Here is an 18,557-nt window from a genome sequence, read left to right on the forward strand (position 1 = left end):
CTATGACCGCACGGGTGCATTCTATGTTCCCCATGCGCCCCAAATGGGGGCCGAATGTGTCCGATTTGTGAATTTGTTCGATAAACAACGGTTTGTACCCCCAATGGGGGGCAGAAAACCGCGTCTCGTGTCGGAATCCCTGGTCAGACTGCACCTCGCGACGCGCCGCGTGGCGCCCCGTGTCCTCCGAAAGGAGGAGGACCTACTGGTCGGTGTCGGCCGCGTCGAGCGCCGCCGGGCCGCCCTCGATCAGGAGTGCGAACTGCGCCGCATCCAGGACGCGGATTCCCAGCTCTTCGGCCTTCTGCAGCTTCGAGCCGGCACCCGGACCGGCCGCCACGAAGTCGGTCTTCTTGCTCACGCTCGATGCCGCCTTGCCGCCGGCCCGGATGATCGCCTCCTGCGCTCCCTCGCGCGTGAACCCCTCCAGAGTGCCGGTCGCGACGACCGTCAGCCCGGCGAGAGGACCGTCGGCCGCAGCCGCATTGCCGGGGCCCGGATGCCCGGGCACCGCGAACGGCACCCCGGCCGCGGCCCAGCGCTCCACGATCTCGCGATGCCAGTCGACCTCGAACCAGGCGAGCACCGCCTCGGCGATGATGTCGCCCACGCCGTCGACGGCCGCGAGCTCCTCGCGGGAGGCGGCGCGAATCGCGTCGAGCGACCCGAACCAGCCGGCCAGCGCTCGCGCCGCGACCGGCCCCACGTGGCGGATGTTGAGCGAGACGAGGAAGCGCCAGAGGTCTTTCGTCTTCGCCGCCTGGATGTTGGCGAGCATCTCGCCCGCCACCTTGGACGGCACGTACTCGGCGTCGCCGAACCACTCCTCGCCGGTGGCGGCGGGATCGAACTCGGGGTCGGCGCTCTTGCCGCTCTTCTTGCGCTGACGCCGGAAGGGGGTGTCGGTCTTGACCCGGATCACGACCCCGTCGGCGGTCGTGATGTCGCGGCCCGGCTCCCCCGGATCCACCTGCTTGGGAAGCCCCGTCTCGGAGTCGCGGACGATGACCTCGATCGGGAAGATGTCATCGATCCGCAAATCGAACAAGCCCGCCTCGGTGGGCAGCGGCGGCTCGGCCGGATGCAGCGGCTGGGTCAGCGCGGCGGCTGCCACCTCGCCCATCGCCTCGATGTCGAGCCCGCCCCGGCTGGCGATGTGCTCGACCCGACCGCGCACCTGCGCGGGGCAGGTGCGCGCGTTCGGGCAGCGCAGGTCGATGTCGCCCTCTTTGGCGGGCGCGAGCGGAGTGCCACACTCGGGGCAGTTCGCTGGCATCACGAACTCGCGCTCGGTGCCGTCGCGCAGCTCGACCACCGGGCCGAGCACCTCGGGGATCACATCGCCGGCCTTGCGCAGCACGACCGTGTCGCCGATCAGCACGCCCTTGAGCTTGACGACGTCCTGATTGTGCAGGGTCGCCTGACGCACCTCGCTGCCGGCGACCCGCACCTTCTCCATGACGGCATACGGCGTCGCACGACCGGTGCGACCGACGCTCACCACGATGTCGAGCAGCTTCGTGTTGACCTGCTCGGGCGGGTACTTGTAGGCGATCGCCCAGCGCGGCGCGCGGCTGGTCGCCCCCAGCTCGTCGTGCAGCGCGAGCTCGTCGACCTTGACCACGATCCCATCGATCTCGTGCTCGACCGGGTGCTGCTTCGTGCCCTGACGATGCTCGCCATAGTGCGCGATGAAGTCGGCCGCGCCCTCGGCGGTCTCCCGCACCTCGAAATGCCGGCTCGTCGGAAGCCCCCACCGCGCCAGGAGCGCGTAGACCTCGCTCTGGCTGCGCACCGCGGTGCCGTCGTCGGCCCGCGGGTCGGACCAGGCGCCGATGCCGTGCACGAGCAGCTCGAGACGGCCGATGCGGGCGCGCATCCGCTCGAGCGCCTCCGTGCTCTTGCCTTCTTCCTTCTGCCGCAGACTCCCCGAGGCGGCGTTGCGGGGGTTGGCGAACACCCGCTCGCCCGCCGCGACCTGCGCCGCGTTGAGCTTGTCGAAGGCCTCGACCGGGAAGAACACCTCGCCGCGCACCTCGACGAGCGGCGGCGGGCTGTCGGTGTCGAGCCGGGTGGGAATGCTCGTGATGTAGCGCACGTTCTCGGTGACGTCTTCTCCGACGACGCCGTCGCCGCGGGTGGCGGCACTCACCAGTCGGCCGTTCTCGTAGCGCAGGTTGAGCGCGAGCCCGTCGATCTTCAGCTCGCAGAGGTACTGGATGCGGCGACCGGCGAGACGCTCGACGCGCGCCGCCCACTCGAGAAACTCGTCACGGCTGAACACGTTGTCGAGGCTCAGCATGCGCTCGGCGTGGGTGACCGGATCGAACAGCGAGGTCTGCGCGCGACCGCCGACCGTCTGGGTGGGGCTGTCCTGCCCCTGCAGCTCGGGAAAGACATGCTCGATCGCCTCGAGCCGGTGCATCAGCGCGTCGTACTCGGCGTCGCTCGCGACGGCCGCATCGCGCGCGTAGTAGTCCTCGCGGAGCGTCAGGATGCGCTCGGTGAGCGCGGCGGCCTCGTCGCGCGCCGCCTCGAGGCTCAGGCTCTCGACGGGGGTCTGTTCCAGCTCGTCTGCCACGCACTCAGCCTAGATCGCGGGGGCGACACTTGCGCGAGAGACAAGCTACGAGGCGGGGGCGCCCGCCCCGACCGGCACCGCGCTCACGGTGCGATCGATCGTGCACTGCCCGAGCACACGGGTGCCGACGTAGAGCACCGCCGTCTGCCCGGGGGCGACGCCGTCAAGCGGCTCGAGCACCCGCACCACCAGCTCCTTGGCAGCATCGTCGTCGCCGCGCACGACGCGCGCCTCGGCCGCGACCGGGTCGCCGTGCGCGCGCACCTGCACCTCGCAGTCGAACCAGCTCTCCGCATCCGCCGGCGGCTGGCCCGCCCAGGTGTGCTTGCTGCCGGCGAGCTCGGAGATTGTGAGCGCCTCCTTGGGGCCGACCACGACCTCGTTGGTCTTCGGACGCACCTCGAGCACGAAGCGGGGACGGCCGTCCGGGCTCGGGTAGCCGATGTTGAGGCCCTTGCGCTGGCCGACCGTGAAGGCCGCAGCGCCCGCGTGGGTTCCGAGACGGTTGCCCTCGCGGTCGAGGATGTCGCCCTCCTCGGCGCCGACCTTGTCGGCGAGCCAGCCGCGGGTGTCGCCGTCGGGGATGAAGCAGATGTCGTGGCTGTCGGGCTTCTGGGCGACGGTCAGCCCGCGCCGGGCGGCTTCGGCCCGCACCTCGTCCTTCGACGGGGTCGCCCCGAGCGGGAACCAGGAGTGCGCGAGCTGCTCGGCGGTCAACACGCCGAGCACGTAGGACTGGTCCTTCGCCCAGGTGGCGGCGCGGTGCAGCTCACGGTGGCCCTCGGCGTCCTCGCGGATGTCGGCGTAGTGCCCGGTGACGACCGCATCGAAGCCGAGCGCGAGCGCCTTCTCGAGCACCGCGGCGAACTTGATGCGCTCATTGCAGCGCATGCAGGGGTTCGGCGTGCGGCCGGCCTGATACTCGGCGATGAAGTCGTCGACGACGTCTTCGGCGAAGCGCTCCGAGAAGTCCCAGACGTAGAACGGGATGCCCAGCAGGTTCGCGGCGCGACGTGCGTCGAGCGCGTCCTCCACGGTGCAGCATCCGCGCGAGCCGGTGCGAAGCGTGCCGCGCTGGCGGCTGAGCGCGAGGTGCACCCCGACGACCTCGTGCCCCGCGTCGACCGCGCGCGCGGCCGCCACGGCGCTGTCGACGCCGCCGCTCATCGCCGCAAGAACCTTCATGCGCTCCAGGGTACGGGAGCCCGGCCGTGCGCACCGGGTGCGCGCGGCGGTGCACCCGGCCGCGACACGGCGGTCGACGATTCGGTTCGGGTGCGCGAGGCGCCGCCAGCCGGCGCGATCAGTGCAGCGACCCGCCCAGGCGCGGGGCGCGCCCCGCCAGCCCCGCCTCGCGCGCCTGCGCGACCACGCGGGGCAGCACGTCGAGCACACGGTCGACGTCGGCATCCGTGGTCTCGTCGCCGAGGGTGAACCGCAGCGCCCCGCGCGCGGTCGCCTCGTCGAACCCCAGGGCGAGCACGACGTGGGAGGGTTCGGGCACTCCCGCCTGGCATGCCGAGCCGGTGGAGACCTGGATCCCCGCGAGGTCGAGCAGGAACAGCAGCGAATCGCCCTCACAGCCCTCGAAGGTGAGGTGGGCGTTGCCCGGCAGGCGGCCGGCCGGGTCCGGATCGCCGCGCAGCTCCGCCCCCGGCACCGTGTCGAGGATGCCCGCGACCAGTCGATCGCGTCGTACCGCCAGCGCGCCGGCGCGCGCGTCGAGCCCGGTCGTCGCGAGTTCGGCGGCCAGGCCGAACGCGGCCGCCCCGGCGGCGTCCTGCGTGCCGGAACGGGCGCGCTGCTGGCTGCCGCCGTGCTGCAGCGGTTCGAGCACCGTGGACCGTGCGACGTAGAGCGCGCCGATTCCGACCGGACCGCCGATCTTGTGCGCCGAGATGCTGACCGCGGCCGCGGGCACCGCGCGCACGTCGAGCGGCACCTGCCCGAAGGCGGCGATCGCGTCCAGGTGCACCGGAACGCCGTGCGCCGCGGCGAGCGCCACGATCTCGTCGACCGGCTGCCGGGTGCCGACCTCGTTGTTCGCCCAGAGCGCCGTGACGAGCGCGATCGTCTCCGGATCGCGCGCGAGCGCCGCCTCCAGGGCATCCAACCGGATGCGCCCGACCTCATCGACCGGAATCCACTCGACCTCGGCGCCCTCGTGCTGCTCGAGCCACTGCACGCTGTCGAGGGTGGCGTGATGCTCGGCCCGCGTGGTCAGAATGCGCGGGCGCGGGGCGCGCGCCCAGTAGAGGCCTTTCACGCCGAGATTGACCGCCTCGGTGCCGCCCCCGGTGAACACGATCTCGACCGCATCCGCGCCGATCGACGCCGCGACGCGCTCGCGCCCGTGCTCCAGCACATCGCGTGCGCGCTGGCCCGCGGCGTGGATTGAGGACGGATTGCCGACCTCGCCGAGCGCATCCAGGAACGCGGCCCTCACCGCGGGCGGCATGGGAGCGGTTGCCGCGTGGTCAAGATAGATGCCCATGGGTCCTAACCTAGAACGCATGTCGCCCTCTGAGACCCCTGCGCCCCTGGGCGTGCGGCGCACCGACGGCGGCGGCGAGCTCCGCGTCTGGAGCGCGAACGCGACCGCACTCGAGCTGTGCCTGTTCGACGCGACGGACCGCGACTGGGTGACCTCGACGCTGCCGATGACCCGCGACGACGATGGCGTCTGGAGCGCGACCAGCCCCGAGCTGACCACCGGCACCTACTACTCGGTGCGCGCGGCGGGGCCGAGCGGCCCCCGCCACGCCTTCGACGCCGGCCGCGACCTGATCGACCCGTACGCGCGCGGACTCGCGCGCAGCACGCAGGGCGAGTGGCGCTCCTTCGTGACGGACGAGGAGTTCGACTGGCGCGGCGTGGCCAAGCCCCGAGTGCCGATGGATCACACCGTGATCTACGAGGCGCACGTGAAGGGCCTCACCAAGCTCAATCCCGAGATCCCGGAGGAGCTGCGCGGCACCTATGCGGGCCTCGCCCACGACAGCACCATCGCGTATCTGAAGGATCTCGGCGTCACCGCCGTCGAACTGCTGCCCGTGCACCAGTCGGTGAGCGAAGAGCGCCTGCAGAAGATGGGCCTGGTCAACTACTGGGGCTACAACACCCTCAACTTCTTCACCCCGCACGCCGGCTACGCCTCGCGCTCGGCGCAGACCGGCGGCGCCGGCGCGGTGCTGCGCGAGTTCAAGGGGATGGTGCGGCGACTGCACGAGGCGGGTCTCGAGGTCATCCTCGACGTCGTCTACAACCACACCGCCGAGGAAGGGCCGGGCGGTCCGACCTCGAGCTTCCGCGGTCTCGACAACTCGAGCTACTACCGTCAGGACGAGCGCGGCCACTACATCGACGTCACGGGCTGCGGCAACACGCTCGACTTCTCGAACCCGGTCGCGCAGCGGCTGGTGCTGGACTCGCTGCGCTACTGGGCGAACGAGGTGCAGATCGACGGCTTCCGCTTCGATCTCGCCGCGACGCTCGGCCGCGACGGCGACGTCGAGTTCCAGCGCGATCACCCGCTGCTGGCCGGCATCATCGACGACCCGGCGCTGCGCGACGTGAAGATGATCGCGGAGCCCTGGGACGTGGGACTCGGCGGCTGGCAGGTCGGCAACTTCCCCGACGGGTACTCGGAGTGGAACGACGGCTACCGCGACCGGATGCGCAACTTCTGGCTGCGCGACATCGCGGCCGCGCGCCACACCGACGGTCTGCCGAGTGAAGGGATCGGCTCCCTCGCCCGCCGACTCGCCGGATCGAACCACGTGTTCTCGATCGAGCGCGGCCCGCTCGCGAGCGTCAACTTCATCACCGCGCACGACGGCTTCACCGCCGCCGATCTGGTCGCCTACAACGACAAGCACAACCTCGGCAACGGCGAAGACAACCGCGACGGATCCAGCGACAACAAGTCGTTCAATCACGGCGTCGAGGGCCGCACCAGCGATCCGGAGATCCTGCGCACGCGCCGCCGCGCGATCCGCAATCTGCTCGGCACCCTGCTGCTCAGCGCGGGGGTGCCGATGATCACGGCAGGCGATGAATTCGGGCGCACCCAGCGCGGCAACAACAACGCCTACTGTCACGACAGCGAGCTGACCTGGATGGCCTGGGACCGCGAGCCCTGGCAGCAGGAGCTGCATGCCGTCGTGCGCGAGCTGATCCGACTGCGGCGCGAGAATCCGGCCCTGCGTCCGGTGCGCTTCGGCCGGTGGGGTGAGACGACGCCGAGCGCCTCGCAGATGGACTGGTACAACAAGCAAGGCCTCGCGATGAGCGAAGCGGACTGGGACTCCCCCGCCGAGCGCACCCTGCAGTACCTGGCGGCCTCCACCCCCGAGCACGAGTCGTCGAACCGGATCCTGTTGGTCGTGCACGGGCTGGAGACCGACGTGACGGTGACCCTGCCCGAGCACGCGGGCGTGAGCGGCTACACGCTGCTTTGGGACTCCACCCACGATGACGTCGCCGATCGCGCCGAAGAGTTCGTGCCGGGCCATGATCTCGCGGTCGGCCCGACCTCGATGAAGCTGTTCCGGGCGCACGACTGAGGCGCGACGCCACCACGGCGCCGCTGACCGGCGCGCGGGCCGCGCGCTCGGTACCCTCGAAGCATGACTGACGGCCCCGGAACGACCGGCGCGGGCTGGTATCCGGATCCGAACCGACCCGGCGAGGATCGCTGGTGGGATGGCCAGGCCTGGACGGGCGCGCGCCGCACTCACGACTCGACGCATCTGACGCCGACCGTGATCGCGGCGCCGACTCGCTCCTCCCGCCCGGACCCCTACGCGCGGTCCGGTCGCCCGAGCGCCGACGGCGCACGGGTCGGCGCGTCGGGGGTGCGGTTCGGCGCCCCGACCGGCGCGACGAACCCCAACTCGCTCGCCACCGTCGGCTTCGTGATGTCACTCGTCGGCATCGTGATGAGCGTGTTCGGCCTGCTCAGCCTGGCCGGCGCGATCGTGTCGCTGCTGGCGCTGCCTCGCGCGCGTCGACTCGCCGCCGCGGGTTCGGCGCGCACGGGCCGCGGCATCGCGATCGCGGGTGTCGTGATCGGCGGTCTCAGCTTCTTCGGGTGGATGCTCATCTGGCTGGTCGTCGGTCTCACCACGCTGCTGCCGACGACCCTCGCGACGAGCTGAGGATCGGCATGAGCACTCCCGCCACCGTGGCGCTGCGCGCCGCCGGAATCGCGTTCCGCGAGCACCCGTACACGCATGACCCCGCCTCGCGCGACTTCGGCGCCGAGGCCGCCGAGCAGCTCGGGCTCGACACGGAGCTGGTGTTCAAGACGCTCCTCGCCGAGGTCGACGGGCGCCTCGCCGTCGCCGTCGTGCCGGTCAGTGGCAAGCTCGATCTGAAGGCGCTCGCCGCCGCGCTCGGCGGGAAGAAGGCGGTGATGGCGGATCCGGCGGTGGCGGAGCGCAAGACCGGCTACCTGGTCGGCGGAATCAGCCCGATCGGCCAGAAGACCGCCCTGCCGACCGTCCTCGACGAGACGGTCGAGCTCTTCGACACCGTCTTCGTCAGCGGCGGCCGCCGCGGCTTCGACATTGAGCTCGCCCCCGCAGACCTGCAGCGGATCACCGACGCCGTGATCGCCGACATCGCGCGCTGACGCTCGGCGGCGTGCCCTACCGCGCCCCGCGACGGAAGCGCAGCGTGACGAGCTGGAACGGCCGCAGGACCAGCGCCACCGACCCCTCCGCCGCCCGCGTGACCGCGCGCGCGTCGACGGTCCGCTCCAGGAGGTCGGTCTCGCTGACCTCGGCCCAGTCGAAGCCGGTGCGCAGCTCACCCCGCGCCTGACCGCCGTGCGCCTCGTAGAGCCGCACGATCACATCGCCGGACCGGTCCTCGGCGAGCTTGACCGCCTCCACGACGATCGCCGGCGAGCTCACCGAGACGAGCGGGGCGACGGGACCGGCCCCGAGGACGGTCCGCAGCGGCAGGTTGAGGCGGTAGCCCTCTTCGACCGCATCGGCGATGCCCGCACCGACCGAGAGCGCCACCCGGAACTCGTGCCGACCCTGGTCGGCGCCCGGGTCGGGGAACAGCGGCGCCCGCAGCAGCGACACCCGCGCCACGGTGGCGGTTCCCCCGCTGGCCGTGGCCCCGTTCGACGACTCGATGCGGCGGATGTCATGGCCGTAGCTGGCGTCGTTGCTGATCGAGACCCCGTAGCCGGGCTCGCCCACGTGAACCCAGCGGTGCGCGGCGGTCTCGAACCGCGCCGCATCCCAGGAGGTGTTGGTGTGAGTGGGCCGGTGGACGTGGCCGAACTGGATCTCGGACGCGGCTCGGTCGGCGTGCACGTCGAGCGGGAAGGCGAGCTTGAGCAGCTTCTGCGTCTCGTGCCAGTCGACGACGGTGCTGATGTCGAGCGTCGGCGCGTCGCCGAGCAGGCGGAGCTCCTGCACGGCGCTCGAGCTCCCGAAGGAGCGCGACACGCGAACGCCGCGTCCGTCCTCGGTGAGCTCGACCGCATCCGCCCGGGTCAGATCCTGCCCGCCGCGCCGGTAGCTCTCGTCGATGTCCCAGGCATCCCACTGGTTGGGGGTGTCGCGGAAGAGCTGCAGCAGGTTCGCGGCCGCCCCGGCGGGGATCACCTCCCGCTCGGCCCGAAGGTCGAAGATCGAGACGACCAGCCCGCGCGCATCGACCCTGACCCGGACGTGTCCGTTGTCCAGCACGTGGTCGTCGCCGTCACGCGTCACCGCCGCCGGCGCGGCGGGACTGGCGGGAGCCGCCGCGTGCGCGGGCACGCCGTCGCGCGCGTACGGCCCGGCGTTGAAGGTCAGCGGCACGTCGCCGGATCCGGCGAGCGCGGCGATCGAGCGCGCGATGATCTCCTCGAGCACCCGCGCGACCTCGGCGTAGCCGCGCTCGGCCTCCTCGTGCACCCAGGCGATCGAGGAGCCGGGCAGGATGTCGTGGAACTGCTGCAGCAGCACCGTGTGCCACGCCGTCTCGAGCTCGTCGTAGGGGTAGTCGAGGCCGGCGAGCGCCGCCGCGGTCGCCCACAGCTCCGCCTCGCGAAGGAGGTGCTCGCTGCGCCGGTTGCCGCGCTTGGTCCGCGCCTGCGAGGTGTAGGTTCCGCGGTGGAACTCGAGGTACAGCTCGCCCGACCAGACCGGCGCCTCCGCGTACTCGGCCTCGGCCGCGGTGAAGAACTCGTGCGGGGTCGCGGTGCTCACCCGGGGCGAGCCCTCGAGGTCGGCGGTGCGGGCGATCGCGGCGCGCATCTCGCGGGTCGGTCCCCCGCCGCCGTCACCCCAGCCGTAGGGAAGCAGCGACATCGTGCCGACGCCTTTCTCCGCGTACTGGCGCGAGGCCTTGGCGAGCTCGGCGCCGGAGACGTCGGAGTTGTAGGTGTCGACCGGCGGGAAGTGGGTGAACACCCGCGTTCCGTCGATGCCCTCCCACCAGAAGGTGTGATGCGGCATCCGGTTGGTCTCGTTCCACGAGATCTTCTGGGTCAGGAACCATCGGGAGCCGGCGGCCGCGACGATCTGCGGGAGGGATGCGGAGTAGCCGAACGAGTCCGGCAGCCAGACCTCGCGCGGCTCGACGCCCAGCTGCTCGATGAAGTACCGCTTGCCCGCCACGAACTGACGCGCCATCGCCTCGCCGCCGGGCAGGTTGGTGTCGGATTCGACCCACATCCCGCCGACCGGCACGAAGCGGCCGGCCGCCACCTGCGCCTTCAGCCGCTCGAACAGCTCGGGGTAGTGCTGCTGAACCCAGGCGTACTGCTGCGCGCTGGAGGCGACGAAGGTGTAGCTCGGATCCTCCTCCATCAGCGCGAGGGCGTTCGAGAACGTCCGCGCCGCCTTGCGGACGGTCTCGCGCACCGGCCACAGCCAGGCCGAATCCAGGTGCGAATGCCCCACCGCGGCGAGCCGGTGCGCGCTCGCGTGCGCCGGGCGCGCGAGGACGGCGGCGAGCGCCGTGCGCCCCGCCGCGGCGGTGCCGGCGACGTCGTGCGGATCGACCGCGTCGATCATCCGGTCGAGGGCGTGCAGGATCTCGGCGCGACGGGGAAGTTCGGCGGGCAGCTCGTGCATCAACCCGGTCAGGGTCCAGACGTCTTGGACCAGCTCCCAGACGACCACGTCGAGCAGTCCGAGCTCCAGGGAGCGCAGCACGTAGGCGTGCTCCGGCCCCGCCGTCGACTTGTCGCCCAGCGGGGTCGGAGCGAACGTGAAATCGCCGGCCACATTCGGGTTGGCCGCCGCCTCGAGGTAGATGTCGATCGCGGCGCCGGCCGGTCCGGCCGGGAGATAGCTGTTGAGCGGCTCGATCGCCTTGATGATCGAGCCGTCGGGGCGGTAGGCCATGCCTTCGGCCTGGAAGCCGGGCGTGGTCCGGTCGTAGCCGAGGTCGACGATGATCTCGGCCCGCGTGCCGTCGGCCGTCCACGCCGCGGGGACCTCCCCGGTGGCGCGGAACCAGGCGGTGCTCCACGCTCTGCCCCACGAGGTTCCAACCGCGAACGGCCGAAACTCCTGCTCGCGCGCCTCCGAGAACGGAACCGGCTCGTCGGGAGCCTCCCAGGCTGCGATCGCCAACGGGGCCCGTTGGCGGTAGATCGCGGGAATCAGCCGTTCCCGCGTGAAGCGGTCGATGCGCGCCTCGACGAGGCCTCGGTTGTCATGCATGGGTGCTCCCGGTGGCGGTGGTGGGCGTCAGCAGCGGTCGGCGGGTGGGTCGAAGCATCTCTCAGCCCTTCACCGCGCCGGCCAGGGCGAAGGATCCGCCGATGCCGCGCGCGACCAGAACGTAGAGGAAGATCACCGGAACCGCGTAGATGAGGGAGAACGCGGCCAGCTGGCCGTAGGCGACCGTGCCGTACTGCCCGAAGAAACTGTAGATGCTGATCGCGGCCGGCTGCTTGCTCGGCGAGAGCAGCAGCACGAAGGGCACGAAGAAGTTGCCCCAGGCGGCGAAGAACACGTAGATCGAGATGACCGCGATGCCCGGACGCATGAGCGGGACCACGATCGTGCGCAGGGCGCGCATCGCCGAGGCGCCGTCCATCCACGCCGCCTCCTCGAGTTCGATCGGCACCGAATCCATGAAGTTCTTGGCCATGTAGATCGCGACCGGAAGCGACGAGGCGGCCAGGAACGCCACGGTTCCCGCGACCGAGTCCAAGAGGTGCAAGGCGACGAACAGCGCGTAGACCGGCACCATGATCGCGGTCACCGGCAGGCAGGTGCCGAACAGCACGATGTACATGAACGACCGGGTGAAGCGGGCCTGGTAGCGCGACAGCGGGTAGGCCGCCAGCAGCGCCAGCACGACGGTGAGCACCGCCGTCGAGACGGAGATGACGAGGCTGTTCCACATCGGGAGGAACGTGAGCTCGGGCGTCAGCACGGCCGTGAAGTTGTCGAGCGTGAGCTCGGCGGGCAGTCGCGTCTGATAGCTGCTCGCGCCGTCGAATGCGGCGAAGAGCAGCCAGGCGAGCGGAAGCGCGAAGCAGACGGCGACGAGCAGCAGCGAGGTGTTCGCAAGCAGCGCGACCGTCCGCTTCGATGGCGACGCGACCGAGCGCGGCCGACGAGCGGTCGTACTGCGGCGGCGTGTGGCGGCCGGGGCGCTCATGCGACCCGCTCCTTCGGGGCACGCAGCGCGCGAATGTAGACGACCGAGAAGATCGCCCCGACCACGAGCATCACGGTCGCGATCGCCGTGCCGTAGCCGATGTTGCCGAAGCGGAACGCCTCCTTGAACGCGTAGATCGGCAGGGTGGTGCTGTCGTTGCCGGGCCCGCCCGCGGTCATCACCCAGATCAGGGTGAAGACGGAGAGCGTCTGCAGCGTGATCAGCATGAGCGTCGTCGTGATCGTCTGCCGGATCATCGGAAGGGTGACGTAGAGCAGCCGCTTCGCCCCGTTCGCACCGTCGAGCATCGCGGCCTCGATGATGTCCGGCGGCACATCGTCGAGGGCCGCCTGGTAGATCATCATCGAGAAGGCCGTTCCCCGCCAGATGTTGGCGACGATCACGGCAATCATCGGAAAGCCGAACAGCCAGTTCGGACCGTCGAGGCCGACCACGGCGAGGAGCTGATTCAGGGTGCCGTCCTGGCTGAAGAACGCGTAGGCGACGAACGCCGCGACGAGCTCCGGCAGGATCCACGCCGCGACGATCACGGTCGCGACGACCGCGCCGAGCCGCCGGCTGGCCCGCGTCATCACCACCGCCAGCCCGAGGCCCAGGAACGTCTGGGCGAGCACCGCCGACACCAGGGTGAAGAGCACCGTCAGCCCGACGGACTGCGGGAAGGCGGGGTCCGAGAGAAGCCGCGCATAGTTGTCGAGGCCGACCCACTGCGGGTCGGCCGCGGCGCGGCCGGTGAGCGCCGCGTTCGTGAGCGAGCCGTACAGAGACCAGACGATCGGGCCCAGAAGGAACACCACCATCAGGATCACCGCCGGCACGAGCGGAAGCGCCCGCACGGCCGTGCTCCTGAATGCCACCGTCACGATTCGGCTCTCTCTGATCGCTCGCGGGCGGTCGCTCGGCGGACCGTCGCGGCCTATCCCTTGTTGATGATGCGGTCGGCGCCCACGATCGACTCGACGGCGGCGTCGTACGCGGCCGCCGCCTCGGCGGGCGTGGCGGTCCCGGTGATGACGGACTCCGTCGCCTTCTGGATCTCCACCGAGATCTGGTTGTACTCGGCGGTGGCGGGGCGGAAGTGCGTCACCTCCACCAGCTCGGTGACGCTCGCCACGAAGGGGTTGGCGGCGGTGTAGCTCGGGTCGGCGGCCACGTCGGCTCGCACCGCGATCTGCGAGTTCTCGTTGACGTAGGCGAGAGAGTTCTCGAAGTTCAGCGCCATCGTGAGGAACTCGAAGGCCAGGTCGGGGTGCTCGGTCTGCGCTCCGACGGCGAGCGTCCAGCCTCCCGACATGCTGACGCCGCCGGGCTCCTGCCCGTGCTGGGTGGGAAAGGCCGCGGTCGCCATCTCCTCGGCGTATTCGGGCCATTCGAACGAGCCGCCCTCGATCCAGAACGACGGCGTGTACGAGCCTTCGACGGTGGCGCCCAGCGTGCCGCCGGGGAACATGGTTCCGAACACCTCCTGCCAGATGTTGCCGTCCAGCGCCTCGGCGACGCTGAGCGCGTAGCCCTCGGCGTAGAGCGTCTCGATGAGCTCGAGCGACTCGACGAAGCCGGCCGAGCCGACCACCCACCGGGAGGTCGCCGAGTCGTAGAGCGCGTCGGCGCCGAGCTCGGTGCCGTAGAGCAGCTGGTAGAAGCCCTGCATGTTGGAGCCCTCGCCGGTCGCCGTGCCCGCGTACAGGTTGAACGGCACGACCTCCGGCTGGCTGGCCTTGATGGCGGCCGCCGCATCCAGGATGTCCTGCCACGACTGCGGCTGCCACGGCACCGCGATCCCGGCGGCCTCGAACACCGACGTCCGGTACCAGATGGCGCGCGTGTCGGTGCCGAGTGAGACGGCGTAGATGCTCCCGTCGTCGCCCGCGCCGGCGGCCTTCGCGGCATCATCGAACTGCGCCCAGTCGTCCCATTCGGCGACGTAGGGATCCAGGTTCAACAGGAATCCGGCTTCGACGTCGGCGCGCAGCGCCATCGTGTCCTCGTAGAACACGTCCGGGGCGGTCTCCGCCGAGCGGTGCGAGAGCGCGAGCTTGGTCGTGTAGTCGCTGTCCGTTCCGGCGACCGGGAGGAGCTCGACGGTGACCCCCTCGTGGGCGGCCTCGAACTCCGCCTTGACGTTGGTGAAGAGCGTATCGAGCGCCGTGAAGGCGTCGGTCTTGATGTAGGTCACCTTCAGCACGGCGGTGCCATCGTCCGCGGCGGACGTGCAGCCGGCGACCCCGAGCAGGGATCCGAGCGTGAGCGCCACCGCGCCCAGTCGTGTGGTCGTTCGCATGGTGCTCCTTTGCTCCACTGTGGACGTTGCGGCGCCGATCATGCGAGCATCAGCGCCTTCGGGTTCGGGGCGAGCCCCTGGTTGAGCACCAGGCACGCCGCCCCGACGGCGGCGACATCCTCGCCGATTCCGGTGCCCATGACGGCGACATCGTGAATGCTGCGGGCCGCGAGCCGCTCGCCGAGCAGCGCCGGGACGCTGCGCATGTAGTGCTCCGAGAGCCTCTCCCAGAACGGGCCGCCGAAGACGACGTGATCCACGTCGAGCAGGTTCGCGATGACGGCGATCGCGGTGGTCATCCGGACCGCCGAGCGATCGAGGATCTCCCGTGCGGTCGCGTCTCCCGCCGCCGAGGCCTCGCAGAGCTGGGTGAACCGCGCGTCGACGGTGTTGTTGTCCAGCGCGCCGCCCGCGGCCGGGAAGATCCCCGCCTGCTCGGCCTCCAGCACCAGCGCCTGCGGCATGCAGGCCACGAGGACGCAGCCGCGCAGCCCGCAGAAGCACTCCGGCCCGTCCGGGTCGGTGACGATGTGGCCGATCTCACCCGCGTTGTCGGAGCTGCCGCGCACCACGTCGTCATGCACGACGAGTCCGGCACCGATTCCGGTGCCCATGTAGAAGAAGATGAAGCTCCCCGAGCCGCTCGGCCCCCCGGCCCACATCTCCGCGATGGCGGCGGCGGTGACGTCCTTGTCGAGGATGACAGGAAGACCGGTGCCCTCAGCCAGGGCGTCACGCAGCGGGACATCGCGCCACCCGGTGAGGTGGGGCGGATTGACGACGACGCCGCGCACGGTATCGATCGGGCCGGGAGCGGCGATGCCGACGCCGGCGATCCGATCGCGGTCGACGCCCGAGATCGCGACCAGGTCATCCAGTTCGGCGACGAGGCTCTCGATGATCACGGCGGGGTCGTTCGAGGTGGGCGTGGGCCGGCGCGACCGCGCCACGATCGAGCCGGTGAGGTCGAGCATGACGAACGTCGTGACGGTCGGGTCGAGGTGGACGCCGAGCGCGAAGCGCCCGGTCGGGTTCAGCCGCAGCATGGTGCGCGGCTTGCCCGGGCCGGTGATCTCCTTGCCGGCCTCCTCGATGAAGCCGCGCTCCAGGAGCCGCCGGCAGATGTTCGAGATGGTCTGGGCGGAGAGGCCCGTCGAGGCCGCGAGCTCGACGCGACTCAGCCCCGTGCGGGCCCGCCGGATCGCGTCGAGGATGACCGACTGGTTGAAGTCCCCCATCGCCGGCAGGTTCGTTCCGCGACGTGAGGCAGCGGGCTGCGAGTTCTGGTTTCGCGCGCTTGGCACTTCATCCACCCCTCGAAGATCGCGTCGGCGTCACCGCAGCGGGACACCTGGAGCTGGTTGTGCGCCAGCCTAGGACAATATCTCCATTCATTGGGCAAAAAATTCGCACCTCGTCGGCGCGGGGCCCACGCGGAGACCGAGGGAGCGCTGCCCCGCTGGCCACGATACAAGGGTTCATGATGCCGCCGCGCTAGGCGACCGCCACCACGCCGAGCTCCGCCGGCGTCGCCAGCAGGGCGTGCCGCGGCACCACGCGGACCGTGTAGCCGAAGCTGCCCGCGCGCTCCAGCGCGATTCGCCCCGTCCAGATCGACGGCGTCCCCGGCGCGGCCGACTCGAGGGTCAGCGCCAGCCGCGACGTGTCGCTCAGCTCGTCCCCCTCCTGCGCGCGGCCGGAGATGAGCTCCACTTTGACATCCTCGGTGCTCAGTTCGCCGAGCGCGACGGCGGCCCGCACCTGAAGGGTCTCGCCGACATGCGGATTCGACTCCACGCCGCCCGACTCGACGTGCACCACCGAGACGCCCGGCCAGGCGGCGCGCACGCGGCGCTTCCACGCGGCAAGCTCGGCGGCGGGAGCGAAGCCATCCGCGCTCACCGCGCGCTCGGCGTGCGCCGCGGGCAGATAGTACGACTCGACGTACTCGCGCACCATGCGATCGGCCGACAGCGCCGGTGACAGGGTGGCGAGGGTGTGGCGGATGTCGGCCACCCACTTCGCCGGCACGCCGTCGACGTCACGGTCGTAGAACCGCGGCGCGATCTGGTGCTCGAGCAGGTCGTACAGTGCGCCCGCCTCGAGCGCATCACGCTCGGCGGCATCCCCTGCGCTGTCCGCCGAGGGGATCGCCCAGCCGTTGTCGCCGTCGTAGAACTCGTTCCACCAGCCGTCGAGAATGGAGAGGTTGAGCACGCCGTTGAGTGCCGCCTTCATGCCGGACGTGCCGCACGCCTCCAGCGGTCGCAGCGGGTTGTTGAGCCAGACGTCGCACCCCGGGTAGAGCAGCTGCGCCATCCCGATGTCGTAATTGGGCAAGAACACGATGCGCCCCTGCACCGCGGGGTCCTGAGAGAACTCGACCAGCTGCTGGATGAGCCGCTTGCCCTCGTCGTCGGCCGGGTGCGACTTGCCCGCGATGACCAGCTGAATCGGGCGCTCCGGATGCGTCAGCAGCGCCCGCAGCCGGTCCGGATCGTGCAGCATCAGCGTCAACCGCTTGTAGGTGGGCACGCGCCGCGCGAACCCGACCGTGAGCACCTCGGGACTCAGCAGCGTCTCGTGCCAGCTCGGCCCGTCGGCTCCGGGATGGAGCTCGGCCCACTCAGCCGCGACCCGACGTCGGGCGTCCGCCACGAGCTGCGCGCGCAGATGATCGCGCAGGCCCCAGAGCTCGGCGTCGCTGACGGCTTCACCCGCCCAGTCGCACGCGGTCGTGTCGGCGGTGCCGAGCCGCGACTCGGCGAGCGCGCGCACCGCGGGGTCGGTCCAGGTGGGCGCGTGCACGCCGTTGGTGACCGAGCCGATCGGCACATCAGCCTCGTCGAAGTCGGGCCAGAGTGCCCCGAACATGCCCCGGCTGACAGCCCCGTGCAGCTGGGAGACGCCGTTCGCCCGCTGCGCGAGCCGCAGTCCCATCACCGCCATGTTGAAGGTGCCCGGCGCCGTGCCGCCCTCCTCGGCACCGAGCGCGAGCACCGCGGCGGGGTCGACGCCCGGGAGCAGCTCGCTCGACAAGTAGCGCGCCAGCATCCCCGCGTCGAAGCGGTCGATCCCGGCGGGCACCGGCGTGTGCGTGGTGAAGACCGTGCCGGCACGGGCCGCTTCGAGCGCGGCGTCGAAGCTCAGCCCCTCGCCGATGAGGTCGCTGATGCGCTCCAGCCCCTGGAACCCGGCATGCCCTTCGTTCATGTGGAACACCTCGGGCACCGGCGCGCCGGTGATCTCCGCATAGCGCTTGATCGCCCGGACTCCCCCGATCCCGAGCAGCAGCTCCTGCAGCAGCCGGTGCTCGCCGCCGCCGCCGTAGAGCCGGTCGGTGACCCCGCGCAGCGCGGGCTCGTTCTCGGCGGTGTCGGTGTCCAGCAGCAGCAGAGTGACCCGGCCCACGGCGAGACGCCAGATGCGCGCATTGAGCACCCGGCCTTCGGGCAGCGCGAGAGTGACGGTCGCGGCCGTTCCGTCGGGTCGGCGGACGAGCGCCATCGGCAGTCCGTCGGGGTCGGAGACGGGGTAGGACTCCTGCTGCCAGCCGTCGCGCGAGATCGACTGGCGAAAGTAGCCGGACCGATAGAAGAGGCCGACGCCGAGAATCGGCACCCCGAGGTCGGAGGCCGACTTGAGATGGTCGCCCGCCAGAATTCCGAGGCCCCCCGAGTACTGCGGCAGCGCCGCCGCGATGCCGAACTCGGGCGAGAAGTAGGCGATCGCCGCGGGCAGATCGTCGCCGAGCGACTGATACCAGCGCGGGGCGGTCAGGTAGTCGCGCAGCTCCTGCGCGAGGTGCTGCGCCCGGGAGACGAAGGCCTCGTCGGCCGCGAGCTCGTCGAGGCGCTCGCGGCCGACCTCGCCGAGCAGCGCGACGGGATCCTTCCGCGAGCTCTCCCAGAGCTCGGGCGCGATGTCGCGGAACAGCTCCTGCGTCGGCCGATGCCACGACCAGCGCAGGTTGGCGGCGAGCTCGTCGAGGGCGCCCAGCGACTCGGGAACGACGGTGCGAACGGTAAACCGACGGATGGCCTTCAC

12 protein-coding genes are annotated in these 18,557 nt (G+C 70.9%); 3 read left to right on the top strand and 9 right to left on the bottom strand.

What is annotated here, in order from left to right; translation table 11 throughout:
* Nucleotides 1–202 precede the first annotated feature (202 nt).
* The 3 genes from ligA to ACR3ZA_RS03840 form a co-directional block, all read right to left on the bottom strand.
* Complete coding sequence (gene ligA, locus ACR3ZA_RS03830) at nucleotides 203–2,581, bottom strand: NAD-dependent DNA ligase LigA (RefSeq protein WP_473660325.1); 2,379 nt, start codon at nucleotides 2,579–2,581, stop codon at nucleotides 203–205.
* Between the two features lie 45 nt (nucleotides 2,582–2,626).
* Nucleotides 2,627–3,766 carry a tRNA 2-thiouridine(34) synthase MnmA gene (mnmA, locus tag ACR3ZA_RS03835; RefSeq protein WP_473660326.1) on the bottom strand — a complete coding sequence of 380 codons (1,140 nt, stop codon included), beginning with the start codon at nucleotides 3,764–3,766 and terminating at the stop codon, nucleotides 2,627–2,629.
* A 118-nt stretch (nucleotides 3,767–3,884) separates the two neighbouring features.
* Complete coding sequence (locus tag ACR3ZA_RS03840) at nucleotides 3,885–5,075, bottom strand: aminotransferase class V-fold PLP-dependent enzyme (RefSeq protein WP_473660328.1); 1,191 nt, start codon at nucleotides 5,073–5,075, stop codon at nucleotides 3,885–3,887.
* 19 nt (nucleotides 5,076–5,094) lie between these two features.
* Between ACR3ZA_RS03840 and glgX the strand changes: the two genes are divergently transcribed.
* The 3 genes from glgX (at nucleotide 5,095) to ybaK (ending at nucleotide 8,216) form a co-directional block, all read left to right on the top strand.
* Nucleotides 5,095–7,146 (top strand): glycogen debranching protein GlgX, encoded by a 2,052-nt coding sequence (glgX, locus tag ACR3ZA_RS03845; RefSeq protein WP_473660330.1) that lies wholly within the window; start codon nucleotides 5,095–5,097, stop codon nucleotides 7,144–7,146.
* Between the two features lie 63 nt (nucleotides 7,147–7,209).
* Nucleotides 7,210–7,740 (top strand): DUF2510 domain-containing protein, encoded by a 531-nt coding sequence (locus tag ACR3ZA_RS03850; protein ID WP_473660332.1) that lies wholly within the window; start codon nucleotides 7,210–7,212, stop codon nucleotides 7,738–7,740.
* 8 nt (nucleotides 7,741–7,748) lie between these two features.
* Nucleotides 7,749–8,216 carry a Cys-tRNA(Pro) deacylase gene (ybaK, locus tag ACR3ZA_RS03855; protein ID WP_473660334.1) on the top strand — a complete coding sequence of 156 codons (468 nt, stop codon included), beginning with the start codon at nucleotides 7,749–7,751 and terminating at the stop codon, nucleotides 8,214–8,216.
* Nucleotides 8,217–8,232: 16 nt separating this feature from the next.
* On the opposite strand, the gene ACR3ZA_RS03860 is transcribed toward ybaK, so the two are convergent.
* The 6 genes from ACR3ZA_RS03860 to glgP form a co-directional block, all read right to left on the bottom strand.
* Entirely contained in the window at nucleotides 8,233–11,259 is a 3,027-nt protein-coding gene (locus tag ACR3ZA_RS03860; RefSeq protein ID WP_473660336.1) for a glycoside hydrolase family 38 N-terminal domain-containing protein, read from the bottom strand.
* Between the two features lie 61 nt (nucleotides 11,260–11,320).
* Nucleotides 11,321–12,208 carry an ABC transporter permease subunit gene (locus ACR3ZA_RS03865; RefSeq protein ID WP_473660338.1) on the bottom strand — a complete coding sequence of 296 codons (888 nt, stop codon included), beginning with the start codon at nucleotides 12,206–12,208 and terminating at the stop codon, nucleotides 11,321–11,323.
* Complete coding sequence (locus ACR3ZA_RS03870; protein WP_473662275.1) at nucleotides 12,205–13,029, bottom strand: ABC transporter permease subunit; 825 nt, start codon at nucleotides 13,027–13,029, stop codon at nucleotides 12,205–12,207. Before ACR3ZA_RS03870 ends, ACR3ZA_RS03865 begins: the two co-directional genes overlap by 4 nt.
* 116 nt (nucleotides 13,030–13,145) lie before the next feature.
* A complete protein-coding gene (locus ACR3ZA_RS03875) occupies nucleotides 13,146–14,510 on the bottom strand; it encodes an extracellular solute-binding protein (RefSeq protein WP_473660340.1) in 1,365 nt (454 codons plus the stop codon).
* A gap of 38 nt (nucleotides 14,511–14,548) precedes the next feature.
* A complete protein-coding gene (locus ACR3ZA_RS03880) occupies nucleotides 14,549–15,748 on the bottom strand; it encodes an ROK family protein (RefSeq protein ID WP_473660342.1) in 1,200 nt (399 codons plus the stop codon).
* Nucleotides 15,749–16,004: 256 nt separating this feature from the next.
* Nucleotides 16,005–18,557, bottom strand: a complete 2,553-nt coding sequence (gene glgP / locus ACR3ZA_RS03885; protein WP_473660345.1) for an alpha-glucan family phosphorylase — start codon at nucleotides 18,555–18,557, stop codon at nucleotides 16,005–16,007.

The sequence above is a fragment of the Herbiconiux sp. J20-20 genome, from assembly GCF_057365085.1.

Bases quoted from the DNA above. Each gene is read 5' to 3' on its own strand.
- ACR3ZA_RS03840 (WP_473660328.1), bottom strand. From the start codon at position 5,075: ATGGGCATCTATCTTGACCACGCGGCAACCGCTCCCATGCCGCCCGCG.
- ACR3ZA_RS03865 (WP_473660338.1), bottom strand. From the start codon at position 12,208: ATGAGCGCCCCGGCCGCCACACGCCGCCGCAGTACGACCGCTCGTCGG.
- ACR3ZA_RS03870 (WP_473662275.1), bottom strand. From the start codon at position 13,029: ATGGTGGTGTTCCTTCTGGGCCCGATCGTCTGGTCTCTGTACGGCTCG.
- ACR3ZA_RS03850 (WP_473660332.1), top strand. From the start codon at position 7,210: ATGACTGACGGCCCCGGAACGACCGGCGCGGGCTGGTATCCGGATCCG.
- ACR3ZA_RS03860 (WP_473660336.1), bottom strand. From the start codon at position 11,259: ATGCATGACAACCGAGGCCTCGTCGAGGCGCGCATCGACCGCTTCACG.
- ybaK (WP_473660334.1), top strand. From the start codon at position 7,749: ATGAGCACTCCCGCCACCGTGGCGCTGCGCGCCGCCGGAATCGCGTTC.
- ACR3ZA_RS03880 (WP_473660342.1), bottom strand. From the start codon at position 15,748: ATGGGGGACTTCAACCAGTCGGTCATCCTCGACGCGATCCGGCGGGCC.
- glgX (WP_473660330.1), top strand. From the start codon at position 5,095: ATGTCGCCCTCTGAGACCCCTGCGCCCCTGGGCGTGCGGCGCACCGAC.
- ACR3ZA_RS03875 (WP_473660340.1), bottom strand. From the start codon at position 14,510: ATGCGAACGACCACACGACTGGGCGCGGTGGCGCTCACGCTCGGATCC.
- mnmA (WP_473660326.1), bottom strand. From the start codon at position 3,766: ATGAAGGTTCTTGCGGCGATGAGCGGCGGCGTCGACAGCGCCGTGGCG.